This is a genomic window from Microbacterium sp. LMX7-1.2, assembly GCF_040675935.1.
In the GTDB taxonomy this organism is placed as follows: Bacteria; Actinomycetota; Actinomycetes; order Actinomycetales; family Microbacteriaceae; genus Microbacterium.
Genome location: NZ_JBEGIL010000001.1, coordinates 2,245,360 through 2,265,475, shown reverse-complemented (window position 1 = coordinate 2,265,475; position 20,116 = coordinate 2,245,360). Strand labels below are relative to the sequence as shown.

At 69.4% G+C, this 20,116-nt stretch carries 21 protein-coding genes and 1 pseudogene; 9 read left to right on the top strand and 13 right to left on the bottom strand.

What is annotated here, in order from left to right:
* Nucleotides 1-44: 44 nt before the first annotated feature.
* Entirely contained in the window at nt 45-2,438 is a 2,394-nt protein-coding gene (locus tag MRBLMX7_RS11045; RefSeq protein WP_363368456.1) for a glycoside hydrolase family 2 protein, read from the bottom strand.
* Between the two features lie 1,602 nt (nt 2,439-4,040).
* Between MRBLMX7_RS11045 and MRBLMX7_RS11040 the strand changes: the two genes are divergently transcribed.
* The 3 genes from MRBLMX7_RS11040 to MRBLMX7_RS11030 all read left to right on the top strand — a co-directional run bounded on the left by MRBLMX7_RS11040 (nt 4,041) and on the right by MRBLMX7_RS11030 (nt 5,828).
* On the top strand, nt 4,041-4,718 hold the full coding sequence (locus tag MRBLMX7_RS11040) for a PaaX family transcriptional regulator (RefSeq protein ID WP_363368454.1): 678 nt from the start codon (nt 4,041-4,043) through the stop codon (nt 4,716-4,718).
* 39 nt (nt 4,719-4,757) lie between these two features.
* Nucleotides 4,758-5,480, top strand: a complete 723-nt coding sequence (locus MRBLMX7_RS11035; protein WP_363368452.1) for a GNAT family N-acetyltransferase — start codon at nt 4,758-4,760, stop codon at nt 5,478-5,480.
* A 165-nt stretch (nt 5,481-5,645) separates the two neighbouring features.
* The gene (locus MRBLMX7_RS11030; RefSeq protein ID WP_363368450.1) at nt 5,646-5,828 is read left to right on the top strand and encodes a hypothetical protein; all 183 of its coding nucleotides are present in this window, start codon (nt 5,646-5,648) and stop codon (nt 5,826-5,828) included.
* A 90-nt stretch (nt 5,829-5,918) separates the two neighbouring features.
* On the opposite strand, the gene MRBLMX7_RS11025 is transcribed toward MRBLMX7_RS11030, so the two are convergent.
* Nucleotides 5,919-6,545 carry a DUF1684 domain-containing protein gene (locus MRBLMX7_RS11025; RefSeq protein ID WP_363368448.1) on the bottom strand — a complete coding sequence of 209 codons (627 nt, stop codon included), beginning with the start codon at nt 6,543-6,545 and terminating at the stop codon, nt 5,919-5,921.
* 42 nt (nt 6,546-6,587) lie between these two features.
* Between MRBLMX7_RS11025 and MRBLMX7_RS11020 the strand changes: the two genes are divergently transcribed.
* Complete coding sequence (locus MRBLMX7_RS11020; protein ID WP_363368446.1) at nt 6,588-7,442, top strand: SDR family NAD(P)-dependent oxidoreductase; 855 nt, start codon at nt 6,588-6,590, stop codon at nt 7,440-7,442.
* A gap of 36 nt (nt 7,443-7,478) precedes the next feature.
* Here the strand turns inward: MRBLMX7_RS11020 and MRBLMX7_RS11015 are convergent, their stop codons facing one another.
* Nucleotides 7,479-7,844 carry a DUF4406 domain-containing protein gene (locus tag MRBLMX7_RS11015; RefSeq protein WP_363368444.1) on the bottom strand — a complete coding sequence of 122 codons (366 nt, stop codon included), beginning with the start codon at nt 7,842-7,844 and terminating at the stop codon, nt 7,479-7,481.
* A gap of 55 nt (nt 7,845-7,899) precedes the next feature.
* Here MRBLMX7_RS11015 and MRBLMX7_RS11010 point away from each other — a divergent pair, with 55 nt between their 5' ends.
* Nucleotides 7,900-8,652 carry a DeoR/GlpR family DNA-binding transcription regulator gene (locus MRBLMX7_RS11010; protein WP_363368442.1) on the top strand — a complete coding sequence of 251 codons (753 nt, stop codon included), beginning with the start codon at nt 7,900-7,902 and terminating at the stop codon, nt 8,650-8,652.
* On the opposite strand, the gene MRBLMX7_RS11005 is transcribed toward MRBLMX7_RS11010, so the two are convergent.
* Together MRBLMX7_RS11005 and MRBLMX7_RS11000 are read right to left on the bottom strand one after the other, a co-directional pair.
* A complete protein-coding gene (locus MRBLMX7_RS11005) occupies nt 8,645-9,334 on the bottom strand; it encodes a GOLPH3/VPS74 family protein (RefSeq protein WP_363368440.1) in 690 nt (229 codons plus the stop codon). The genes MRBLMX7_RS11010 and MRBLMX7_RS11005 overlap by 8 nt on opposite strands.
* Before the next feature lie 137 nt (nt 9,335-9,471).
* The gene (locus MRBLMX7_RS11000) at nt 9,472-10,116 is read right to left on the bottom strand and encodes an MIP/aquaporin family protein (RefSeq protein ID WP_363368438.1); all 645 of its coding nucleotides are present in this window, start codon (nt 10,114-10,116) and stop codon (nt 9,472-9,474) included.
* Nucleotides 10,117-10,355: 239 nt separating this feature from the next.
* On the opposite strand from MRBLMX7_RS11000, the gene MRBLMX7_RS10995 reads away from it, so the two are divergent.
* Nucleotides 10,356-10,592, top strand: coding sequence for a multidrug transporter (locus tag MRBLMX7_RS10995; protein WP_363368436.1), 237 nt, complete (start codon nt 10,356-10,358; stop codon nt 10,590-10,592).
* Nucleotides 10,593-10,613: 21 nt separating this feature from the next.
* On the opposite strand, the pseudogene MRBLMX7_RS10990 reads toward MRBLMX7_RS10995, so the two are convergent.
* Nucleotides 10,614-11,500: pseudogene (locus MRBLMX7_RS10990) on the bottom strand (magnesium and cobalt transport protein CorA).
* Nucleotides 11,501-11,534: 34 nt separating this feature from the next.
* The gene (locus MRBLMX7_RS10985) at nt 11,535-12,818 is read right to left on the bottom strand and encodes a serine hydrolase domain-containing protein (RefSeq protein ID WP_363368434.1); all 1,284 of its coding nucleotides are present in this window, start codon (nt 12,816-12,818) and stop codon (nt 11,535-11,537) included.
* A gap of 86 nt (nt 12,819-12,904) precedes the next feature.
* On the opposite strand from MRBLMX7_RS10985, the gene MRBLMX7_RS10980 reads away from it, so the two are divergent.
* Entirely contained in the window at nt 12,905-13,219 is a 315-nt protein-coding gene (locus MRBLMX7_RS10980) for a DUF2470 domain-containing protein (RefSeq protein WP_363368431.1), read from the top strand.
* Nucleotides 13,220-13,307: 88 nt separating this feature from the next.
* The gene (locus MRBLMX7_RS10975; RefSeq protein WP_050723981.1) at nt 13,308-13,955 is read left to right on the top strand and encodes a heme oxygenase (biliverdin-producing); all 648 of its coding nucleotides are present in this window, start codon (nt 13,308-13,310) and stop codon (nt 13,953-13,955) included.
* A 10-nt stretch (nt 13,956-13,965) separates the two neighbouring features.
* Here the strand turns inward: MRBLMX7_RS10975 and MRBLMX7_RS10970 are convergent, their stop codons facing one another.
* Nucleotides 13,966-15,360 (bottom strand): ATP-dependent DNA helicase, encoded by a 1,395-nt coding sequence (locus MRBLMX7_RS10970; protein WP_363368428.1) that lies wholly within the window; start codon nt 15,358-15,360, stop codon nt 13,966-13,968.
* A 178-nt stretch (nt 15,361-15,538) separates the two neighbouring features.
* Between MRBLMX7_RS10970 and MRBLMX7_RS10965 the strand changes: the two genes are divergently transcribed.
* Nucleotides 15,539-16,609: a hypothetical protein gene (locus MRBLMX7_RS10965; protein WP_363368426.1), complete on the top strand. Its 1,071-nt coding sequence runs from the start codon at nt 15,539-15,541 to the stop codon at nt 16,607-16,609.
* A gap of 9 nt (nt 16,610-16,618) precedes the next feature.
* Here MRBLMX7_RS10965 and MRBLMX7_RS10960 read toward each other — a convergent pair whose 3' ends face one another.
* The 5 genes from MRBLMX7_RS10960 to rpmB form a co-directional block, all read right to left on the bottom strand.
* On the bottom strand, nt 16,619-18,628 hold the full coding sequence (locus MRBLMX7_RS10960; RefSeq protein ID WP_363368424.1) for a cytochrome c oxidase assembly protein: 2,010 nt from the start codon (nt 18,626-18,628) through the stop codon (nt 16,619-16,621).
* An 85-nt stretch (nt 18,629-18,713) separates the two neighbouring features.
* The gene (locus tag MRBLMX7_RS10955) at nt 18,714-19,001 is read right to left on the bottom strand and encodes an HU family DNA-binding protein (RefSeq protein ID WP_050724056.1); all 288 of its coding nucleotides are present in this window, start codon (nt 18,999-19,001) and stop codon (nt 18,714-18,716) included.
* 302 nt (nt 19,002-19,303) lie between these two features.
* The gene (gene rpsN / locus MRBLMX7_RS10950; protein WP_017829734.1) at nt 19,304-19,609 is read right to left on the bottom strand and encodes a 30S ribosomal protein S14; all 306 of its coding nucleotides are present in this window, start codon (nt 19,607-19,609) and stop codon (nt 19,304-19,306) included.
* A gap of 3 nt (nt 19,610-19,612) precedes the next feature.
* Nucleotides 19,613-19,783, bottom strand: a complete 171-nt coding sequence (gene rpmG / locus MRBLMX7_RS10945) for a 50S ribosomal protein L33 (RefSeq protein WP_017203558.1) — start codon at nt 19,781-19,783, stop codon at nt 19,613-19,615.
* The gene (rpmB, locus tag MRBLMX7_RS10940; RefSeq protein WP_025102729.1) at nt 19,783-20,019 is read right to left on the bottom strand and encodes a 50S ribosomal protein L28; all 237 of its coding nucleotides are present in this window, start codon (nt 20,017-20,019) and stop codon (nt 19,783-19,785) included. The genes rpmG and rpmB overlap by 1 nt, the downstream gene beginning before the upstream one ends.
* Nucleotides 20,020-20,116: the final 97 nt, after the last annotated feature.

Here is a 20,116-nt window from a genome sequence, read left to right as displayed (position 1 = left end):
GCCTGTGATTCCCCTCGGCGTCGCAGACCCCGCCGACATGCCGACTAGGCCATCAGATCATTCAGGCTGCGCAGCACCGGGTGTGTGCCGAGCACGGAGGGCTCGAGCGGTTCCGCGGACGCCACGGTCAGCACGGTCGTGCGCCCGGGGATGACGTCGACGTCCGCGTCGTCCGCCCAGGCCGCCGGGTCGAGGCGATCGGGGAACAGGCACACGCCGCGCACGAACGTGTCGGCGATGAGCTCCACGTCCTGACGACCGTCGACCCACGGGCCGATCACGACGCCGAGGTCGGTCGCCTGCAGCGCGAGGTCCTTGTCCTCGGCGAACACGTGCGAGAACGCGCGTGCTCCGTCGATCTCGACGCTCACGAGCTCCGCCGCCGCATCTCCGGGATGGGCGATCTCTGCGGCGAGCGCGACCGTGACCCGGTCGAGCGCCGGCACGGTGACGGACACGGCCTGCTCGGCGAGCATCCCGCCGTCGAAGCCGAGCCGGCGCAGCGCCCCCTCGGCCGTCCACGGCTCACGCGAGTCGTTCACGAGCACGAGCGCGAGGCCGTCGTCGGCGGGCTGCACGGTCGCGAGACGCTCGGCGTTCGCGCGGCGCAGTCCGTGCCACAGCGGCTTGCGGCGTCCGTCGCCGTCGACCGCGGCCCATGACGTCACGGGCCAGCAGTCGTTGATCTGCCACACGATCGTGCCCATGCAGTGCCCCCGCTGCGAGCGGTACCACTCGGTGCCGAACACGATCGCGCGCGACTGATTGAGCTGCGTCAGGTAGTGCCAGTCCTCCATCGACTGCGGCTCGGGCAGATGCGGGGCCATGCCGCGTGCGAGCTTGCCGTTGCCGTCCTCGGCCTTCTGGTGCAGCAGCATCCCGGGAGAGTCCGGCGTGAGCGGCACGTCGTGGATCGACCGGGTCAGCGTCGACCACGTCGGCGGGCCCTGGAAGCCGAACTCCGACACGAAACGCGGCCGGTACTCGCCGTACACGGTGTAGTCGACGCGGTTCCAGACGTCCCAGATGTGCATGTTGCCGCGGGCGGGGTCGTTCGCGTGGAACTCCATCGATCCCGAGAACGGGCTCCCCGGCCAGTACGGGGTGGTCGGATCGAGTTCGGCGACGATCTCAGGCAGCACCTCGGTGTAATAGCCGAGGCCCCAAGTGCGCCCCTCGAGCTGGGACTGCCAGTTCCAGTCGAACCAGCCCCAGATGTTCTCGTTGCAGCCGTTCCACAGCACGAGGCTCGCGTGCGTCGATAGGCGCAGCACGTTGTCGCGCGCCTCCGCGATCACCTCGGAGCGGATCGGCTCCTCCTCCGGGTAGGCGGCGCATGCGAACAGAAAGTCCTGCCAGGTCAGCACGCCCAGCTCGTCGCAGATGTCGTAGAACTCGTCGCGCTCGTAGATGCCGCCGCCCCAGACGCGCAGCAGGTTCAGGTTCGCGCCGATCGACTGCTCGATGCGGTCGCGGTAGCGCTCCGGGGTGATCCGCGAGGGGAAGCAGTCGTCAGGGATCCAGTTCGCACCGCGGATGAACAGCGGGATGCCGTTGATGACGAACGTGAACGCAGACCCCTCGGCGTCCTCCCTCGTGTCGAGCTCCACCGTGCGGAAGCCGATCCGGCGGGTCCACTCGTCGCGCATCTCGGCGCCGTCGTGCAGCTCCACGGTCAGGTCGTGCAGCGGCTGCGCGCCCATCCCCCGCGGCCACCACACCGCGACGTCGGGTACGCGCACCTCGGCCGCGACGGGGCCGTCGCCCGACACCGGGATCTCGACGCGCTGCCCCGCGACGTCCACGACGAGCGTGCGGTCGGCCCCGGCATCCGTCCCCGATGTCTCGAGCAGCGCCGTGACGCGCGCGACCCCGGTGTCGCCGTCGAGAGTGACGGCGGTGCGCACCTCGGCGAGGCGGGCTCCGGACCAGGACTCCAGGCGCGCCCCTTTCCAGATGCCGGCGGTGACGAGCTGGGGACCCCAGTCCCAGCCGAAGTTCGCCGCCATCTTGCGGATGAAGCCGAACGGCGTCGGATACGCGTTGGGGAGATCGCCGAGCTCGGCCCCGACGCCCTCGGCGTGGTCCCAGGCCGAGGCGAAGCGCACCTCGAGCGCGTTCTCGCCCGTCGTGAGTTGCGAGGTCACGTCGAAGCGGTACGTGCGGTGCTGGTTGAACGTGCGGCCGATCTCGACCCCGTTCAGCGTGATGATCGCGACCGTGTCGAGGCCGTCGAACACGAGGTCGGTGCGCTCCTCGGCACTGCCCTGCCAGTCGATCGTCGTGCGGTACGCCCACTCGGTCCGGCCGATCCACTCGTCCCCCAGCTCGTTGAGGTCGAGATAAGGGTCGTCGATGAGCCCTGCCGCGAGGAGATCGGTGTGCACGGTGCCGGGCACGGTCGCGGGGATCGATAGCTGCCGCGCGCGCTGCGGCATCGGCAGATTCTGGGGCCGGGGTTACCGACGGCGTGCGCATGCGTTAACCCGGCCGGATGGCGAGGGGGCGGAGCGAACGTACCTCCTGTTGCTTCAACATGCGATGGTGGGGACCCCTCCCCCAATGCTGTCAGTACGACGACCCAGCCTCATGACTACGTGTACCTAGAGCGCGACCCCGGCCGACAACGAAGACGGCTGGAAATGCGGGCGGGGCACGTACGGTAACCCGTACGAACCCCACTGGGCGAGAAACAGGGCGCGCGGACCAGCAAGGTCGCTCTTAGACAGTCGCCGGGACGTCGCTACTCCGTCCTATCACCAGGCAGGCGCCTGGGGATTTAATGCGTCGTCTACCTTCGACCCGGATAGACGGAGACTCAAGGCTGCGAGCCGTAGGATCGTACTGCGATACGTCTGCTCGCGTACGCCACTACGAGTCCGACGTGGCGGTCGTGAGCGCCGACCATGAGGAGCGTCGGGATCGAGCGGGGCGCAGAGGCGGCGAGGTCGGACGTACGCGTCGTGTACGATAATTGCGCAGCACGAACCCCCAACACGCGCCACTCGTCATGCGGTGCGGCTCCACTCGTCGTCAGTCCCGCGGTACACCTGGTGACGTAGTCCCGCGATCGAACGGTTCGATCCGGGTCTACCGGTCGCCTCTCCTCGAGTGGCACTCGTGCGCTGCTCACCGCTGTCCGGTCGCAGGCGGCCGCGCGTCGCGCTCGGCTGAGCAGATGGACTACTCACGTCTCTGATCAGGAACCGGCCCAGTACTGAACTCCAGTCGTGATCGATCGGGGCCTACTTCCACGACACCGGCCGAATGACGTCCCCGGTCGCCTCGTGACCAAATTGGGCCGCACCCAGACCCGGCCGGGCTGGCGCCCCACGCAACGATCGCTGCCTGGTCGGGTTCTTCCGCACCGCGCGTCTACCGAGCCCAGTCGATCGCGGCGGACACCCTCCTCCGCAGCTTACGACGCGAGTACCTCACATGGATCCCGCTACGAGCCAGTCTCCGGCCGATCCGGCGATGCCCGGCTTGCTCCACGGATGAGCCCCTGGCGCGAACGCCGGCTCGTCTGCAGCCGCTTCCTTCGAACCCCCACGCGCGCGTAATGGTACCGCCCTTCTAGTGGCGTACCACCGGCCCGCTCGCCAATGCACCAATGGACGACGAGCCCTACGCGCCTCGCCCACTCAACGACCGGAAGAGCCCTCAGCACTTCGGCGTGCTATCATCACCTCCGCCGGGGATCGAATGACGGCCTTCCTGCCACGCAAGCACGTAATCGGAACGTCGATGCCGACTGGCGGCCTAGTGCCGACGATGGGCTGCCGCACCGACCCGACGGACCGACTACCCGCTCCGCGCCCTGACGAATGCGCTCACGTATTTCTGTATGCATTCGGTCTCGTGTAAGTAGGCGAGTAGTTTATCCCCACTGGAGCTCTCAGGCTTCGCCTCACCGCGTACCGGTTGTGATCAGAGGCACTTCCTGTTCTCCCCACGGAACCGCGTCCCTGCGCGACATCTACGACACAGCGAACCTCGCAGGGCTGGCGGACCAGCCGGTGCGGTTGGCGATCCGACGCATGATCGCCGGAGGCGAGGTCGTGCAGACGGGTCGCGGCCGCGCGGGCGCCCTCGAGCTGACCCGCGCAGGACGGCGACGACTGGAACGCGATCGACAGAGCCTGCTGCTCGTCGCCGCGCAGGACGCCGGCGATGCCCCGTGGGACGGCCGGTGGCGGATGATCGCCGTGACCGCCCCGGAGCGCGAGCGCGCCGTCCGCGACACCCTGCGCCGCGACCTCCAGGAGCTCGGCGCCGTCGCCGTCTCGACAGGCCTGTACGTGAGCCCTCACGACCTGATCGCCACGCTCTCCGACGACGTGCGTCCGTACCTGACGTGCGCGACGACCGACGACCTCGACGTCCGGGGGATCACGGAGCCCCGGGCCCTCGCCGAGGCGCTATGGCCGAGCAGCCCCGTCCTCGCGGCGTACTCCCTCCTCGACGACGCCCTCCGCCGAGACTCCTCAGCCGCTGGAGAGCCGGCGGAGGTGCGGATGCTCCTGCTCGCCGAGGCCCTCGAGCGCGCGATCCGAGACGACCCGCTCCTTCCGGACGAGCTGCGCGGGGAGCCCTGGCCCCCCTCCGCCAGCCGTGCCGCGTGGGCTGCTCGATGGGATGCCCTGTCCGAGCAGGGACGGAGTCCGCTGTACCGAGGATGGGCCCATCCGGCGGCATATCGGTCCTCACGCTCTTGAGCCCTACACTGGCTCCCGTTCGCGCTCGGAAGGTCGCTCATGTTCTCTCCCATCGTTCTCGCCCACTGGCTCCCCGACGCCGGCAGCGCTCCGGCGGATGACGGCGTCGTGGTAGCAATCGATCCCGCGCTCCCCGCGACCAGGGCGGTGTCGCTGCTGCGCACCGAGGGCGGATCAACGATCCTCTCGCTGTCCCCGGAGCGCGCCGGAGAATTCGACCTGGCCGCGGGCACACGACTCGACGACGAGGAGCTGTCGGCCCTTCTCCAACGGCACGGGATCACGCTGAATGATCCGGACCATCTCTTCTACCTGCCGCACGCGGACCACGCCGGGCTCCGAGCCGAGCGCGTCGCTCCGGAGACGCGGCCGCTCTCGACCGCCGACGCCGTACGGTTCGCCGATTTCGGGGCGGACGCGCCCGAGGACGAACTCGACGAGGCGTTCGTCGAGTTGGACCATTGGCTCGTATACGGGACGTTCGTCGAAGACAGACTGGTCTGCGCGGCGAGCATGTACCCCTGGAGCGGAACCCGATTCGCCGATCTCGGGGTGATCACGCTGCCGGAGTTCCGCGGCCGATCCCTGGCCCGCAGGACGGTCCGGGCGATAGGCGCCGCGGCCCTCGAGCGCGGCTACGAGCCGCAGTACCGATGCCAGATCGACAACGTTGCCTCCGTCGCGCTCGCACGCGCCGCGGGCTTCGCTCGCTTCGGCACCTGGGAAGTCGCCGTCGAGGGCACGCCACTCGAGGACTTCTGAGGATCGCGCCGCGGCCGCTCGCGTCCTTGATCCGGTGCGGAGTCAGAAACGCGCCTGGAACGCGTCGAGCAGTGTCCTGCCCGCGCCGCGAACGGTCAACCCCCTCTGCGGATGCCCCCGGCGGACGTACGGTCGCCAGACCATCCACGAGACAGAGGAGAGTCCATGAGCGATCCGTCCAACACCCAGGGGACTCCGGGAGTCGACGAGGAGGCCGACACGGCCTCCGGTGGCGCTCCGGAGCAGCCTGACGAGTCATCCGACCAGGACGACGACGTGCAGAAGACACTCGACGACCAGACGACGGACGACGAGGGCGCGCCGCTCGAGAATCCGTCCGGCGGCTGACCGTGCCCCGCTGGCTCGCCTGGGTGCTCGTCGGCAGCGCCGCCACCGCGGGGCTGATCGCCGGCGTGCGCCTCGGGCGCCGCACCTGACTCAGCCCGCGTACATCTCCCCCACCGGTACCGGCACGTCGAGCACGTTGCCCGGCTGCGCGAGGGGGCACGCCCATGCCGGGTCGTACGCGCACGAGGGGTTGTAGGCGAAGTTGAAGTCGAGCACGAGCGTGCCCTTCTCGGCATCCGCTCCGAGGTCTGCGCCCTTGATCGTGTCGATCAGGTAGCGTCCGCCGCCATAGGTGCCGCCCGCCCGACCGGCGAGCGCATCGCGGACGGGGATGAAGAGTCCGCCTCCGTAGGACATCAGGCGCCATACGTCGAGCGACCCGGCATCCGGAACCTCGACACGGCCGATCCTCTCGAACGGCACGACTCCATCCGTACCCGTGGCGAACTCGAACCCTCCGGGCTCGGCATCGAGGATCGGCAGCTCGAACCGCCAGGCGGGATCATAGGACGCGATCGGCAGCCCCTCGAACAGGACACGGTCCTCGGGGAGCAGGGCGGTCGCCGGATGCCGGAGCAGGAGCTCATCGCGTTCGATGCGCCACAGCTCATGCGCCTCCTCCGGGCTGTCGGCCCGACGGATCTCGGCGTACAGGGCGAAGATCCTCCGCCGCCAGTCGACGACCTCGACGGCGGTGCGTGCACTCGTGCCAGTCATGCCCCTCAGGCTACGCGAGCCCCGACGACGTAGGTTGGAGGCATGACCTCCCCCGTCGCGCGCACCGTGCTCGTCACCGGAGCGAACGCGGGCATCGGGTATTGGTGCGCCGAGCAGCTCGCGGCGGGAGGCGCTCGGGTGCTGCTCGGATGCCGCTCGCCCGAACGGGCCGCCGTCGCGGCGTCGTCGATCCGCGCGCACGCGCCGGAGGCGGAGATCGACGTGCTCCCGCTGGACCTCGGAGACCTCGGCGCCGTCGCCCGGGCTGCGGCCGCCGTGGACGAGCGGATCGACGCCGTGATCTGCAACGCCGGAGTCAAGGCGGCGACCCGCGAGGCGCGCACCGCCGACGGCCTCGACCTCATGGTCGGGACCAACGCGCTGGGTCACTTCGCACTGCTCGCCGGACTCGCCTCCGTGCTCTCGGAAGACGCCCGGGTCGTCGCGGTCGGGTCGATCGCGCATCGCTTCGCGCGTCTCGACCGGGCCATGCTCGACGCCCCGTGGGCGGGCTCGTCGCTGCGCCAGTACGGGCGCTCGAAGGCCGCGCTCATGGCCCTCACGTTCGAGCTCGACCGCCGGTGGCGCGGCACGGCGCGGTCCGCGCTGTGCGCGCATCCGGGGTACGCGGTCGATCCCCTGACCCCGCAGCGCGACGGACTCGCCGAGGTCTCCCGCCTCGTCCGGAATCTCGCGGCGCCGACGCGCGTGCTCGTTCAGGGAAAGGATGCCGGGGCGCTGCCCGTCGTGCACGCCGCGATATCCGCCGAGGCCACGGGCGGCGACTACTGGGGTCCGAGTGGGCTGCTCGAGTTCCGCGGCGGTCCTGCGCGGGTGCGGGCCTCCGACCAGGTGCGCTCGCCCCGGCTCGGGGCTGCGCTGTGGACGGCCGCCTAACGCGTCACCGGGGTGCACTTCGACGCCTGAGGGCCGTCACATGTCGGCCAGCGCCGGGATCTCGTCGATCGTGCGGTAGACGGGGAGCCCCCGCTCGCGAGCGATCTCGACGTCCTTATCGGCTCCGGTCGAGTCGCCCGGAAGTCGGAGGACCGCGTCGCAGTGCTGAAGGAGGCGGTGCGCCGTCTCGTACATGACGTCGCCCTCCGCAGTCTCCTCGGGCGCCATCCCTCGCAGGATCGGCAGCGCGACCCACTCGCCGATCATCGGGACGTGTCCCAGGCGGTGGATGGGGGCGGCGGCCTGCTCGAGCCGTGCGAGATTCGCGGCGATGAGGTCGGGATCGCCGCCGGTTCCAGAACGGTAGGGGCCGGCGATCAGGATCAGGAGTGGTGTGCTCATGCCGGAGACTGTAGCGTTAACCGTGCATAAACGTGAAACTTCGTGAAGGAACAAGATGCTCGGTGCGCAGCGCAAGGCCCATCTGCAGGAGATCCTGCGACGTGACGGTCGCATCGTCGCGAAAGACGTCGCCCGCGCGCTCGGGGTTTCGGAGGACTCGATCCGCCGGGACCTGCGCGAACTGGCGCATGCCGGCGAACTCGTGCGCGTCTACGGCGGAGCGCTGCCCGTGGCACCCGCCGACCGGCCCGTCGATGCCAGGGCCTCGCTCGCCACGGAATCGAAGGCGCGCGTCGCACAGCGGGCCGTCGAGCTCATCCCGCCAGGATCGACCGTGATCCTCGACGCCGGCACCACCACGCTCGCGATGGCCGCCCTGCTGCCTCGTCGCGCGGATCTGACCGTGATCACCCCGAGCCCCGCCGTGGCGATCGCCGTCGCTCAGCAGTCCGAGGCGCGCATCGTGATGATCGGAGGGGAACTCTCCCGCCACTCGATGGTCGCCGGCGGATCGCTCGCTATGGAGGCCGTGCAGCACCTGGCCGCCGACCTGTTCTTCCTCGGCGTCACGGGGATCGACCCGCGCGCAGGCCTCACGACCGGTGAGCTCGACGATGCCGTGACGAAGCGCGCGCTCGCGGCCCGCAGCTCCCGCGTCCTGGTGCTGGGCAGCGAGGAGAAGATCGGGGTCGCCTCGCGCTTCCCCGTGCTCGACCTCGACGCCGTGCACGGGGTCGTCGCCGATCCGCTCGATCGCAATCCCGTCCTCGCCGAGCTCCCGGGGACGTCGGGAGCGACGTTCAGCTGACCGTGGCCGCGACGACCGCCGGGGTCATGGCCGCCATCATCGCCGCGGCCATCGCCGTGTTGAGCGCGGCCGCCACGGCATCCCCCACGACCGCGCCGGACGCGTCGGTCGAACCGGAGACGAGTTCCTCGATGCGCGCCTTCAGGTCCTTCGCCGAGGCGCCAGCGCACTCCTCGCGGAGGATCGCGTGCGCGGCTCCCAGATTCTGCAGGATGCTCAGCAGCGACAGGTCCGCACGGGTCGCCTCCCGCGTGCCGGCGATCACCTCGGCAAGGCGCGCGCGGAGCACGAGTTCCGGCGCGGGATCGGACTCCGGGGTGCGTGCCGATCCCCAGCCGAAGAAGCCGCGCTCCCCGCGGATCAGCACTCCCTGCACCACGAGCGACTCCACGACGACGTCGAGCGGGTCGAGCTTAGGTCGCATGATGAGCGACTGCAGGCGCTTGCCGCGCATGTGCACGATGCGATCGAGCGTCGAGTCCAGCACGGGATGACCGGTGGGTTCGGTCGACGCGATCTCGACGATCGGATGCCGTTCCTCCGTGAGGCGGATGCGTCCGCGCAGGGCGAGGTCGGTGAGGACGGCGGCTACCTCGCCGTACAGGCGGTTGACGCTCACCGAGGGCTCGACGCGGCCGTCCGGACGGAGGAGGAGCATGTGGAGCTCTTCGACGATCAGCATGCTTTCACGTTACGTCGACCGGCCGACGCCCGGCATCCACCGTGGGGATGATTCCGGGGATCCTCCCGCGGGACGAGTGACGCCGCACCTTCCGGAGAGGGTGCGGCGTCGCAGGATTCCGGTGTCGGATGCGGGGCTCAGGCGCCGATCTTCTTGGCGTCGTCGGTGTTCAGCACGCGGAACAGCAGGGCGGCGATGACCGCGCCCGTGACGGGGGCGACGATGTAGAGCCAGAGCGAGGCCCAGTCGAAGTAGCCGCCGACCGAGAGCCCGAGCGCGACGGCCGGGTTGAAGCCGCCGCCGGAGATCGAGCCGACCGTCGCCGCGCCGACGAACACGGTGCCGCCGATCGCGAGACCGTAGAACGAGTTGCCGTCGGTGTCCTTCGAGGTCGCGGTGTTGAGCACGACCCAGACGAGGATGAGCGTGAACAGCGCCTCGACGAAGAAGGCCGGTCCGATCTCGACGACCTTGGCCTCGGCGCCGGCCGGCCAGACGGCGAAGCTCGTGAGGGCCGCGAGCGCCCCGCCGACGAACTGCGCGACGAGGTAGGCGATGAAGTCGGTGACGGTGAGGCCGCCGCGCAGGAAGACGCCGACCGAGACCGCCGGGTTGAGGTGCGCACCCGAGATGTGTCCCGTCGAGTAGACCAGCACGGCGAGAGTGAAGCCGATCGCGAGGGGCGTCAGCGGGCTCTCGCTGTTCACCGCGGCGATGATGGCGAGGACGAAGAGGAAGGTCGCGATCGCCTCGGCGAGCGCCTTGCGTGCAGTTCCGGTCATGTGCGTGCCCTTTTCTGGAGTCGGTAGGGCGAGTCGCATCGTCGGCTCTGCATGCCGTCGACGCACCCCCCTGTGCGACACCGAATATATCGATATTCCGGGCAGCGGCCCGACATGAATCGCAACAATCCTGTGAAGAACCTGAACGCACGGTCGGAGCGCTCCCATCGCGCTCGACGGCGGCCGCCGTCACTGTCAACCCCGTCGATCCGACCGCTGCGTCTACCTACGGTGGCACCATGACGACCCACGCAGAAGGCGATCGACGCGACGACCCGACGGACGACATGACGTTCGACGAGAAGCGGCACGACCAGCTCACCACCGCCCCGAAGGCCACAGAAGCCGACGCCGCGCCGCGCATCGCGGTGACCGAGCACGACGGCAATACCCGGATCGACATCGCCCCGGATGCCGCCGTGCGCCCCGGACCGGGGCCGGGCGTCGAGCTCGACGACGACGGGCAGCCCGTCTGAGCCGTCCGACGTGGAGCGGGGCTACAACCAGCCCCTGCGCTTGAACACCAGATACAGGGCGAAACCCATTCCGAGCATCAGGGCGATCGCCATCGGATAGCCCAGGACCCAGTGCAATTCGGGCATGTGATCGAAGTTCATGCCGTAGACCGTTCCCACCAGGGTGGGCGTGAAGAGGATCGCCGCCCAGCCGGAGATGCGCTTGACTTCGTCGTTCTGACGGATGCTCAGCTCGGTCATCCGCGTCATCTCCTCGTTCTGCCGGCGGGCGTGTCGGAACCTCGCAGCAGTGCGTCCAGCATCCCGCTCAGCGGCTGCGTCGCCCGCTGGAAGTCGATGACCTCGCGGCCCAGCTCGTAGATGCGCTGGGTCGCGTCGACGCCCTCTTCGAACAGCTGGTTCTCGATCTCGTCGATGTCGTTCTCGAGGCCCTCCAGCACCGGGGCGTACTCGTCGACGACCTCGTCGAGGATCGCGTAGAGAACGGCCTCCGGCCCCCGCGCCAGCAACTCCCGGTCGCCCTCGAGGCGACGGCGGACCCGGCCCAGGTCCGGCGATTCGGCGTGCCGGATGGTGACGACGAAGTCGGGGCCGACCAGCAGGTGGATCTCGCCGAACTCGACCTCCTCGGTCTCATCGCGGTACCGGGCAGACCGGAGCACGAGGAAGAGCACGTCGCCGTAGCGCTCCAGCTTCGAGCGCTGGTGACCCGAGAGCGCGTCCTCGACCACGAGCTCGTGGATGCCGAACTCCTCGGCGACCGCGCGGATCTCATCCTCGCTCGGGCGATACAGTCCGATCCATCCCATGCCGCCTCGAGCGTGCATGACCTCGAAGGTCTCGCTCAGCGACGCCGGGTTCTCGGTGCGGACGCCGTCGACGTAGATCGCGTTGTCGATGATCGCCATGTGCGCGTCCCGGGCCGGTCGATCCGCGTCCGGATCAGCCCTCTACCGGGGCTACGCAGGGCAGGGCGTTGTCGATGATCGCCTGGTGCCACTGCTCCGCCGTGAACGGCAGCCCGAACTCGGGAGCCGTCTGACCGGAGGCCGCGGGCGCCTTCGAGGCGATGGCCGCGAGCTCCCACGCGAGGTAGGCCGCGAACGTGCCGCCGGCGGTCGAGTCGTTCAGCGACACGGCGACCGTGAAGCCCGTGGTCGGATCGGAGTACGCCGCGGTGGCGTACCCGGGAGTCCATCCGTACTGGCCCACGAGCGAGCCGACGAGGCTGGCCCCGCCGGTCGCCTGCTGCCAGGACGGCGCCCCGTCGTAGGCGGGGAGCGGCGCACCGAAGCGGTTCGGCTCCTCCTTCGTGCGCAGCGCCTGAGCGGCCTCCGCCTGCACGTAGCGTCCGAGATCCTCGATCGTGGAGACCACGCCCGAGTCTGTGAAGCCGCTGCTGGACGACAGCGTCGTGATGTCCACCGGGGCCGCACACGTGTATCCGCCCTCGACGGCCGGCAGGTAGTGGCCCTCCATGACCGGACCGGTCGACGGCGCAGCGGCCGCGGCCCGCGGAAGCGAGGTCGACGGCAGCCCGAGAGGCTGCGCGACGTACTGCGAGATCAGCTCGGCTGCCGTGAGGCCGGAGGCGCGCTCCAGAGCGAGCCCGAGCAGCAGGTAACCGGCGTCGGAGTCGCGGTACTGGGTGTGCGCGGGGGTGCGCGCCGTGCCGAGACCGAACGAGGCGAGTTCGAGCGGGGCCCACACGCGCTCCGGCGTGTTCAGCCACGCGGACTTCGCGATCGCTTCGGAGGATCCGACGCCGCTCGTGCCGTTGCACAGGTCGAGGAGCGTGACGTCCTGGAGGTCCGGGACGCCCGACACGTAGTCGGGCACCGGGGCATCGAGCTCGAGGATGCCGTCGTCGGCGAGGCCGTACAGCACATCGCAGGTCATGAGGCGCGTCACGTCCCCGACGCGGAACGCCATGTCGGTCGTGATCTCGTCCTCCGACCTCGGCGTCTGCGTCCCGACGCCCGAGACCCAGCTGCCGCTCCACGGCACCCAGACACCCACGACCGCACCGGAGGCACCCGAGGCCGTGAGCGCATTCGTCACGGCATCCTGCATCGCCGCGACCGTGTCGTCGGGCAGAGCGCCGTCCGCCTGGGCGGGCGGTTCGTAGCTGAAAGACGGCTCCGAGGTGCACCCGGTGAGGGCGAGTCCGAGCACGGCGACGCCGGCCGCCGCTGCGCGGAACCTGCGTGACGAGAGAAGCTGCATGGAAGGGACCCCCGGAAGACGTGTCTCCCGAGTCTAGAACGCCCTTCCTGAAAGCGCGCATCCGGCCGCACCGTAGGGTGATGTTCATGCCCCACTCCTTCGATGCCGACGTCGTCTCCGCGGTCCTGCGCCACATGAACGGCGACCACACCGACGACAACCTCCTGATCGCGCGCGCCTTCTCCGACGACGACGCAGCCGACATCACCGGGGCGACCATGACCGGCTTCGACGGCGACGGCGGCACCTGGAGCGTGAGGCGCGGCGGGACGGCATCCGAGCTGCGGGTGCCGTGGCCCGGAGGCCCGATCGATGACCGCCCCTCCGTGCGTCGTCAGGTGGTCGCGCTCTACGACCTCGCTTGCGAGCGCCTCGGCATCGAGCCGCGCCCGCACGACTGAGCAGCGCCGCGCGGCAGTCGAACCCCGACCGCGAGTCGGATCGTCACGAGGGTTTCGCGGGAACTTAGGCAACCCTTACACTGGGGTCATGTCCGAGATCCTCTCCTTCTCCGCCGCCCTCCGCGAGCGTTCCTCCGGTTCGCACTCGCGCAGCGAGGGCGCGGGTTTCATGTCCGATCTGCTCAAGGGTGAGGGTTCGCGAGAGGACTACATCGCGCTGGTCGCCCAGCACTACTTCATCTACGAGGCCCTCGAGGGCGCCGGCGACCGGATGCGCAACGACCCCGTCGCCTCCGTCTTCCTCAGCGACAAGCTCACGCGGCTGCCCGCGCTCGAGGCCGACCTCGAGTTCCTGCTCGGGGCGGACTGGCGGGAGCAGATCGTCCCGCTGCCGACCACCCGCGCCTACGTCTCGCGCATCCGTCACGTCGGGGCGACCTGGGCGGGAGGGTTCGTCGCGCACCACTACACGCGCTACCTCGGCGACCTCTCCGGCGGGATCTTCATCGGGCGTGTCATGGCACGCCGCTTCGGCTTCGAGACCAACGGCATCGGCTTCTACCTGTTCGACGACATCGCCGACCCGAACGCGTTCAAGGACGTGTACCGCGAGCAGCTCGACGCCGCCCCCTGGGACGACGCCGAGCGCGAGCGCGTGATCGACGAGGTGCTCCTCGCGTACCGCTTCAACACCGAGCTGTTCGAGGACCTCGACCGGGCGCGCGCCGCGGCCTGAGGCGAGCGCCTCAGACCGTCCCGACCTCGGGGGTCGTGCGCGCGAGCCACGCCTCGCGCATGAAGCGCCTCACATCCTCGTCGACGCGGATGTCGCTGGGGCGCAGCGCGCGCGAGAGGTACAGCCCGTCGAGCGATGTGAGCCGCGACAGCGCGACGTAGGTCTGTCCGGGCGCGAACGCCCCGGAGCCGAGGTCGATGACCGCACGGTCATAGGTCTTGCCCTGGGACTTGTGGATCGTCACGGCCCAGGCGAGACGCAGCGGGAACTGCGTGAACTCGGCGATCACATCGCGGGAGAGCTTCTTGGTCGACGGCTCGTACGAGTAGCGGAACCTCTCCCACACGGCCGGCTCGACGTCGACCTCCTCACCGTCGATCTCGACCCGCACCGTCTCGCCGAGGATCCGCACGACCGTGCCGATCGTGCCGTTGACCCACCGTGGCGGCTCCCCCGACATCGCCGTGTCGTTGCGCAGGAACATGACCTGCGCGCCGATCTTGAGCTTCAGCTCGGTCTCGGCGGGCAGTGACGCCTCGCCGCGACCGAACTCCCCGTTGATCTCGGCTCTCGCGGTCTGCTCCTTGCCGGGCAGCGCCGCGAGGTGGCGGCTGTTGATGCCGTTCACGATGTCGTTGCGCGTCGCGAGCGTGATCATCGGCACCTCCCCCGGCTCAGGATCCGGCGGCGTGCGAGCGCCCTGCGCGTTCAACACCCCGGCGATCTCCGCGGTGACCCGTCCGTAGCGCACCGCGTTCAGCATGGCCTTGAAGCCGTCGTCGGACTGCCGGTGGATCTGCACGAGCTCACGGACGTGCAGTTCAGCCTTCGTGTCGACCGCGAACAGCCCGCCGTCGTCGTCCGGGTTCTCTCCCCCGGACGATCCGGCCCACACCTTGGCGTCGAAGAACCAGAACGAGCGGTAGTGGTCCTTGACGTAGCGCAGCTCGTCCCCGCGCGGCGGCACGGGAGCGAGCTGATACGGGTCGCCGAACATCACGACCTGCACGCCCCCGAACGGGATGCCGCGCTTGCCGCGCGCCTGACGGAGAGACCGGTCGATCGCATCCATGAGGTCCGCGTTCACCATCGAGATCTCATCGATCACGAGGGTCTCGATCGCGTTGAGGATGCGGCGGGTGTTGTCGTTCTGGTCGATGTCGGAGTCGCCGATCAGACCGATCGGCAGCCGGAACAGCGAGTGGATGGTCTGGCCCTCGACGTTGAGCGCCGCGACGCCCGTCGGTGCGCAGATCGCGATCTGCTTCTTGGTGTTCCAGGAGAAGTGCTGCAGCAGCGTGGACTTGCCCGTACCGGCGCGGCCCGTGATGAAGACGTGCTCGCTGGTGTCCTCGATCAGACGGAACAGCTCCTGCTGCTCCTCGGACAGGGCGGGAAGGGACACGACGCTCTCAGACGGGACGAAGACGGACGGTCACGGCGGGCGTGACGGGCGCGTGACGACGCAGCTCGCGCGCCCTCCCATGCTACGGGTCGACGGCGGCACGGCATCCGGTGGACACGGTCGTCGCACGCCGTCACGCGCACGGCGTCGTCCCAGGCCGTCCTCCTAGACTGACCGCATGCAGCAGGTCGAGACGAGTGCGCCCCGACGCAGGCGACTCGTCGGAGACCTCGCCATGCTCGCGGTGGTCGGGCTGCTCCTCGTCGCCTCCCTCGCCGCCGGAGGGGCGACGCTGTACCGGGAGTTCTACGGGCCGTCGGCCTTCGTGACCCGCTACCTCGACCTGCTGGCCGACGGGCGTGCCGCCGATGCGCTGCGCGTGCCGGGCGTCGCGATCGACCGCGAGACGCTGCAGGATGCGGGACTGGGCGCGACCGCATCCGAGGCGATGCTGCGCCGCGCCGCCCTCGGATCGCTCGCCGACGTCGAGGTGGTGTCGGAGGTGCACGACGGCGACCACTACGCCGTCACCGTGTCGTACAGCGCGGGCGGTCACGCCGGCACGACCACGTTCTCGGTCGCCCAGGACGGCTGGGCAGGCGTCACCCCCAACTGGCGCTTCACGACGAGCCCGCTCGCCGTGGTGGACCTGACCCTGCTCGGCGCCGATCGGTTCTCGCTCAACGGCTTCGAGGTCGACCGTCGGCAGATCTCCGTGGCGGGCGCGGACGCGTCGCCCACCGATCCCCTACCGCTGCTCGTCTTCACGCCGGGGCTGTACTCGGTGACCGTCGACACCGCGATCTCGAAGTCCACGGGCATCGGGGTGCTCGCCGACACCCCGCTCGCGACCACGCCCGTCGAGGTCCAGACCGAGCCCACCGAGGAGTTCGTCGCGGTCGTGCAGGAGCGCGTCGAGGAGTTCCTCACCGCGTGCACGACGCAGGAGGTCCTGCAGCCCACGGCGTGCCCCTTCGGGATCGAGGTGTCGAACCGCATCGACTCGCTGCCGCAGTGGTCGATCGCGACGCAGCCGCAGGTCACGGTCGTGCCGGACGACGGCCAGTGGCGCATCCCTCCGACGGATGCCGTGGCGCACGTCGAGGTCGACATCCGGTCGCTGTTCGACGGCAAGGTCCAGGAGATCTCCGAAGATGTCCCGTTCACCGTGGACGGCACGATCCTGCTGCTGCCGGACGGGTCGGTGTCGATCCGCGTCGGCTCGCCGGGCGAGACGCCGCAGGACTGACGGGCGGGCTCAGCGCGCAGCGCGCTCGGCCTCGCGCCGATCGCGCTCGGCGAGGGCCGCGAGCTGCGCGTTGTACTCCTCCAGCTCGGCGTCCCCCGTGCGATCGGCATGCCGGTCCCGGCGCTTCTGCAGGCGGGTGTCGCTGCGGCTCCACTGGATCGCGACCGTGATCGCCAGGATGAGGGTCGGGATCTCGCCGATCGACCACGCGACGCCACCGCCGATGTACTGGTCCTCCATGGGCGTGGGGCCCCACTCGCGCCCCATCGAGCCGAACCAGTCGGCGACCATGAGCCCCTCCTGCATCATCATCGCCACCCCGAAGAACGCGTGCATCGCCATCACGGCGATCAACGTGATGAGACGGCCCGGATACGGCAGGCGGTACGGCACGGGGTCGGCGCCGACGAGGCTCATGACGAACAGGTAGCCCGAGATCAGGAAGTGCGCGACCATCCACTCGTGGCCGAGGTGCTCGTACATCGACCAGCGCACGAGGTCGGTGAAGTAGAACGCCCACAGCGACACGATGAAGATCGCCGCCGCCACGAACGGGTGCGTCACGACCTTGGCGAACGGCGAGTGCACAGCCCACATGATCCATTCGCGACCGCCGCGCGTGCCGTCGTCGCGCTTGTGGATCGCGCGGAGCGCGAGCGTGACCGGGGCACCCGACACCAGCAGCAGCGGGATCGCCATCGACAGCATCATGTGCCCGAGCATGTGCACGCTGAAGAGGTACTCCTGGTACGCGTTGATCGGGCCGCAGGTGACCCACACGAGCATGAGCAGGCCCAGCACCCAGAACACGGTGCGGTGGATCGGCCAGCGGTCCCCGCGCCGCGCGAGGCGCACGACGCCCGCGATGTAGAGGAACAATCCGAACCCGGCGGCCACGAGCCACAGGATGTCGATGTCCCAGGCCGTGAACCAGCGGTCGATCGTGAACTCGGGAGGCAGCGGGGAGCGCGTGAGGTTCTCCGCCGGCGTCTGCACGAACGCGGCCTCCTCGCCGGTCGGCGGAGGCGTGCGGGCCAGGGCGGCGGCCGCGCCGGAGGCGAGGCCCATCAGCGCGATCTCGCCGAGCACGAGCATCCAGAACCATCGTGCGGCAGCGGGACCGTTCAGCCTGGGGATCAGCCGGAGGCGGTACCAGGCACCGAACAGGCCCATGCCGACGAGCAGCACGACCTTGGCGATGAGGATGCCGCCGTACGGCGTCATGAGCTGCGAGATGTCGCCGAGCGCCACCACCGAGCGCGCCACACCGGAGACCGCCACCACGGCGAACGCGGCGATCGCGAGGCTCGAGTACCGGGAGACGAGAGCCGCCGTGCCGATGCCCGAGCGGTCGCGGAGGATCACGACGAGCAGCAGGCCGCCCAGCCATACCGCGGCGCCGATCGTGTGCAGCAGGATCGAGTTCACGGCGACGTTGTGGCCCGAGAGCTCGCCGGAGTGCCCCTGCGTGGCGAGCGGGAGGAAGGATGCTGCCGCGAGGACCGCCGTGATGAGCGTCGGGGTCCACGTGCGCCACGCGAACACGAGCACCGTGATGACCGCGCCCATGATCGTGGTGATGAGCCAGGACTGTCCGAGCGGGACCTGCAGAAGGAAACGTCCGAGCTGCGTGCCGAACTCCCGCTCGGCGCTGAGCTGCGGGTTGAACGCGGCCATGAACGTCAGGAACGCGCTGATGCCCGCGGACACCGTGAAGACCGCCGCCCCGACCGAGGCCGTGTTCAGTGCGACCTCGAAGGGCTTGTCCTCGGCCTTGAGAGCGAACAGGGCCAGCACGAGCGATCCGAGCATGGCCGCGGCGGCGATGTTCATCACGAGCTTGACCACGGGGATCGCCCAGCGCACGAACGGTCCGGGGTCCTGCAGCAGCAGCGGCGCGGCACCGCCCCCGAGCGCGAGCGCGACGATGACGGCGACGAGACCGGCTCCGAGCAGGATGCCGATCCCGACTGCGCGATAGGCAGGGCTCGTCGGGGTCGACACGGCACGGGAGGTCACCCCTCAAGCCTAAGCCGCGCGTGCCGGGAGAACGCACGGAGGCCGCCCCCGACGGATCGGGGGCGGCCTCCGGTGAGGTGCGGTCTTACTTGACGGCAGCCTTGAGCTTGGAACCAGCGGTCACCTTGACGCGCTTGCCGGCCGGGATCTTGATCTCGGCGCCGGTCTGCGGGTTGCGGCCCGTGCGGGCGGCCGTGGCGACCTGCTCGAACGAGATCCAGCCCGGGATCGAGACCTTGCTGCCCTTGGCAACGGCGTCGGAGACCGAGGAGAACAGCGCGTCGAGAACGCCCGAGACGGTGGCCTGGCTCTGGCCCGTGGCGGAAGCGATGCTCGCGACGAGCTCGGTCTTGGTGATGGACTTGTCAGCCATGTCATCCTCCAGCGACGGATTCGTCGCATCGTTGTCGTTCGGGAGGCGGATGCCGCCCGTTGGTCGAGTGACCGCCTCGAATGTACCAACCACGACCCACATTTCCGCGTCATTTCGCGGGTTTTGGGCTTTTCTGTGGCGTGTCGTGGTGCAGATGTGACGAAAGTGACGTGTGAGAGGGGGTCTTGACGGGGCCGCGTGGAGGCTTCCGGGGTCGTGACGCAGACTTTCGAGGGTGAGCCCGGGGATGCAGAAGGGGCGAGGATCCGAAGATCCTCGCCCCTTCCGGCTGTTGCTGTGGCTTACCAGCTCGACTTGGTCACGCCGGGCAGCTCGCCGCGGTGCGCCATGTCACGGAAGCGGACACGCGAGATGCCGAACTTCGTGAGGACACCGCGGGGGCGGCCGTCGATGACGTCGCGCGAACGCACGCGAGCCGGCGACGCGTTGCGCGGCAGCTTCTGCAGGCCGACGCGAGCGGCCTCGCGGGCCTCGTCGGTGGCGTTCGGGTCGACCAGGGTCTTCTTCAGCTCGGCGCGACGCTCGGCGTAACGCTCGACGATGACCTTGCGCTGCTCGTTGCGAGCGATCTTGCTCTTCTTAGCCATTGATCAACGCTCCTCTCGGAATTCGACGTGCTGACGGATGACCGGGTCGTACTTCTTCAGCACGAGGCGGTCGGGGGTGTTGCGGCGGTTCTTCTTCGTCACGTACGTGTAACCCGTACCTGCCGTCGAACGCAGCTTGATGATCGGACGGACGTCCTGTGCCTTCTTGGCCATTAGAGCTTCACACCCTTCGCCTGGAGGTCCTTGACCACGTTCTCGATGCCGCGGGCGTCGATCACCTTGATGCCCTTGGCGGACACGTTGAGCGTGATCTTACGACCGAGCGACGGGACGAAATAGGTCTTCTTCTGCACGTTCGGGTCGAAGCGGCGCTTCGTCCGGCGGTGCGAGTGCGAGACGTTGTGACCGAAGCCGGGAACTGCTCCGGTCACCTGGCACACTGCTGCCATGATGTGACTCCTTCTCTACCGTGGGGCCGGACGGCCCCACCCAAGATCCCTTGTCTGCGCGCAACCCCGATCCGCCGATTCCTCGGCGAGAAAGAAG

Excerpts from the sequence above, each read along its gene's own strand:
- MRBLMX7_RS11045 (WP_363368456.1), bottom strand. The coding sequence starts at position 2,438 with ATGCCGCAGCGCGCGCGGCAGCTATCGATCCCCGCGACCGTGCCCGGC.
- MRBLMX7_RS11040 (WP_363368454.1), top strand. The coding sequence starts at position 4,041 with ATGATCGCCGGAGGCGAGGTCGTGCAGACGGGTCGCGGCCGCGCGGGC.
- MRBLMX7_RS11035 (WP_363368452.1), top strand. The coding sequence starts at position 4,758 with ATGTTCTCTCCCATCGTTCTCGCCCACTGGCTCCCCGACGCCGGCAGC.
- MRBLMX7_RS11030 (WP_363368450.1), top strand. The coding sequence starts at position 5,646 with ATGAGCGATCCGTCCAACACCCAGGGGACTCCGGGAGTCGACGAGGAG.
- MRBLMX7_RS11025 (WP_363368448.1), bottom strand. The coding sequence starts at position 6,545 with ATGACTGGCACGAGTGCACGCACCGCCGTCGAGGTCGTCGACTGGCGG.
- MRBLMX7_RS11020 (WP_363368446.1), top strand. The coding sequence starts at position 6,588 with ATGACCTCCCCCGTCGCGCGCACCGTGCTCGTCACCGGAGCGAACGCG.
- MRBLMX7_RS11015 (WP_363368444.1), bottom strand. The coding sequence starts at position 7,844 with ATGAGCACACCACTCCTGATCCTGATCGCCGGCCCCTACCGTTCTGGA.
- MRBLMX7_RS11010 (WP_363368442.1), top strand. The coding sequence starts at position 7,900 with ATGCTCGGTGCGCAGCGCAAGGCCCATCTGCAGGAGATCCTGCGACGT.
- MRBLMX7_RS11005 (WP_363368440.1), bottom strand. The coding sequence starts at position 9,334 with ATGCTGATCGTCGAAGAGCTCCACATGCTCCTCCTCCGTCCGGACGGC.
- MRBLMX7_RS11000 (WP_363368438.1), bottom strand. The coding sequence starts at position 10,116 with ATGACCGGAACTGCACGCAAGGCGCTCGCCGAGGCGATCGCGACCTTC.
- MRBLMX7_RS10995 (WP_363368436.1), top strand. The coding sequence starts at position 10,356 with ATGACGACCCACGCAGAAGGCGATCGACGCGACGACCCGACGGACGAC.
- MRBLMX7_RS10985 (WP_363368434.1), bottom strand. The coding sequence starts at position 12,818 with ATGCAGCTTCTCTCGTCACGCAGGTTCCGCGCAGCGGCGGCCGGCGTC.
- MRBLMX7_RS10980 (WP_363368431.1), top strand. The coding sequence starts at position 12,905 with ATGCCCCACTCCTTCGATGCCGACGTCGTCTCCGCGGTCCTGCGCCAC.
- MRBLMX7_RS10975 (WP_050723981.1), top strand. The coding sequence starts at position 13,308 with ATGTCCGAGATCCTCTCCTTCTCCGCCGCCCTCCGCGAGCGTTCCTCC.
- MRBLMX7_RS10965 (WP_363368426.1), top strand. The coding sequence starts at position 15,539 with ATGCAGCAGGTCGAGACGAGTGCGCCCCGACGCAGGCGACTCGTCGGA.
- MRBLMX7_RS10955 (WP_050724056.1), bottom strand. The coding sequence starts at position 19,001 with ATGGCTGACAAGTCCATCACCAAGACCGAGCTCGTCGCGAGCATCGCT.
- rpsN (WP_017829734.1), bottom strand. The coding sequence starts at position 19,609 with ATGGCTAAGAAGAGCAAGATCGCTCGCAACGAGCAGCGCAAGGTCATC.
- rpmG (WP_017203558.1), bottom strand. The coding sequence starts at position 19,783 with ATGGCCAAGAAGGCACAGGACGTCCGTCCGATCATCAAGCTGCGTTCG.
- rpmB (WP_025102729.1), bottom strand. The coding sequence starts at position 20,019 with ATGGCAGCAGTGTGCCAGGTGACCGGAGCAGTTCCCGGCTTCGGTCAC.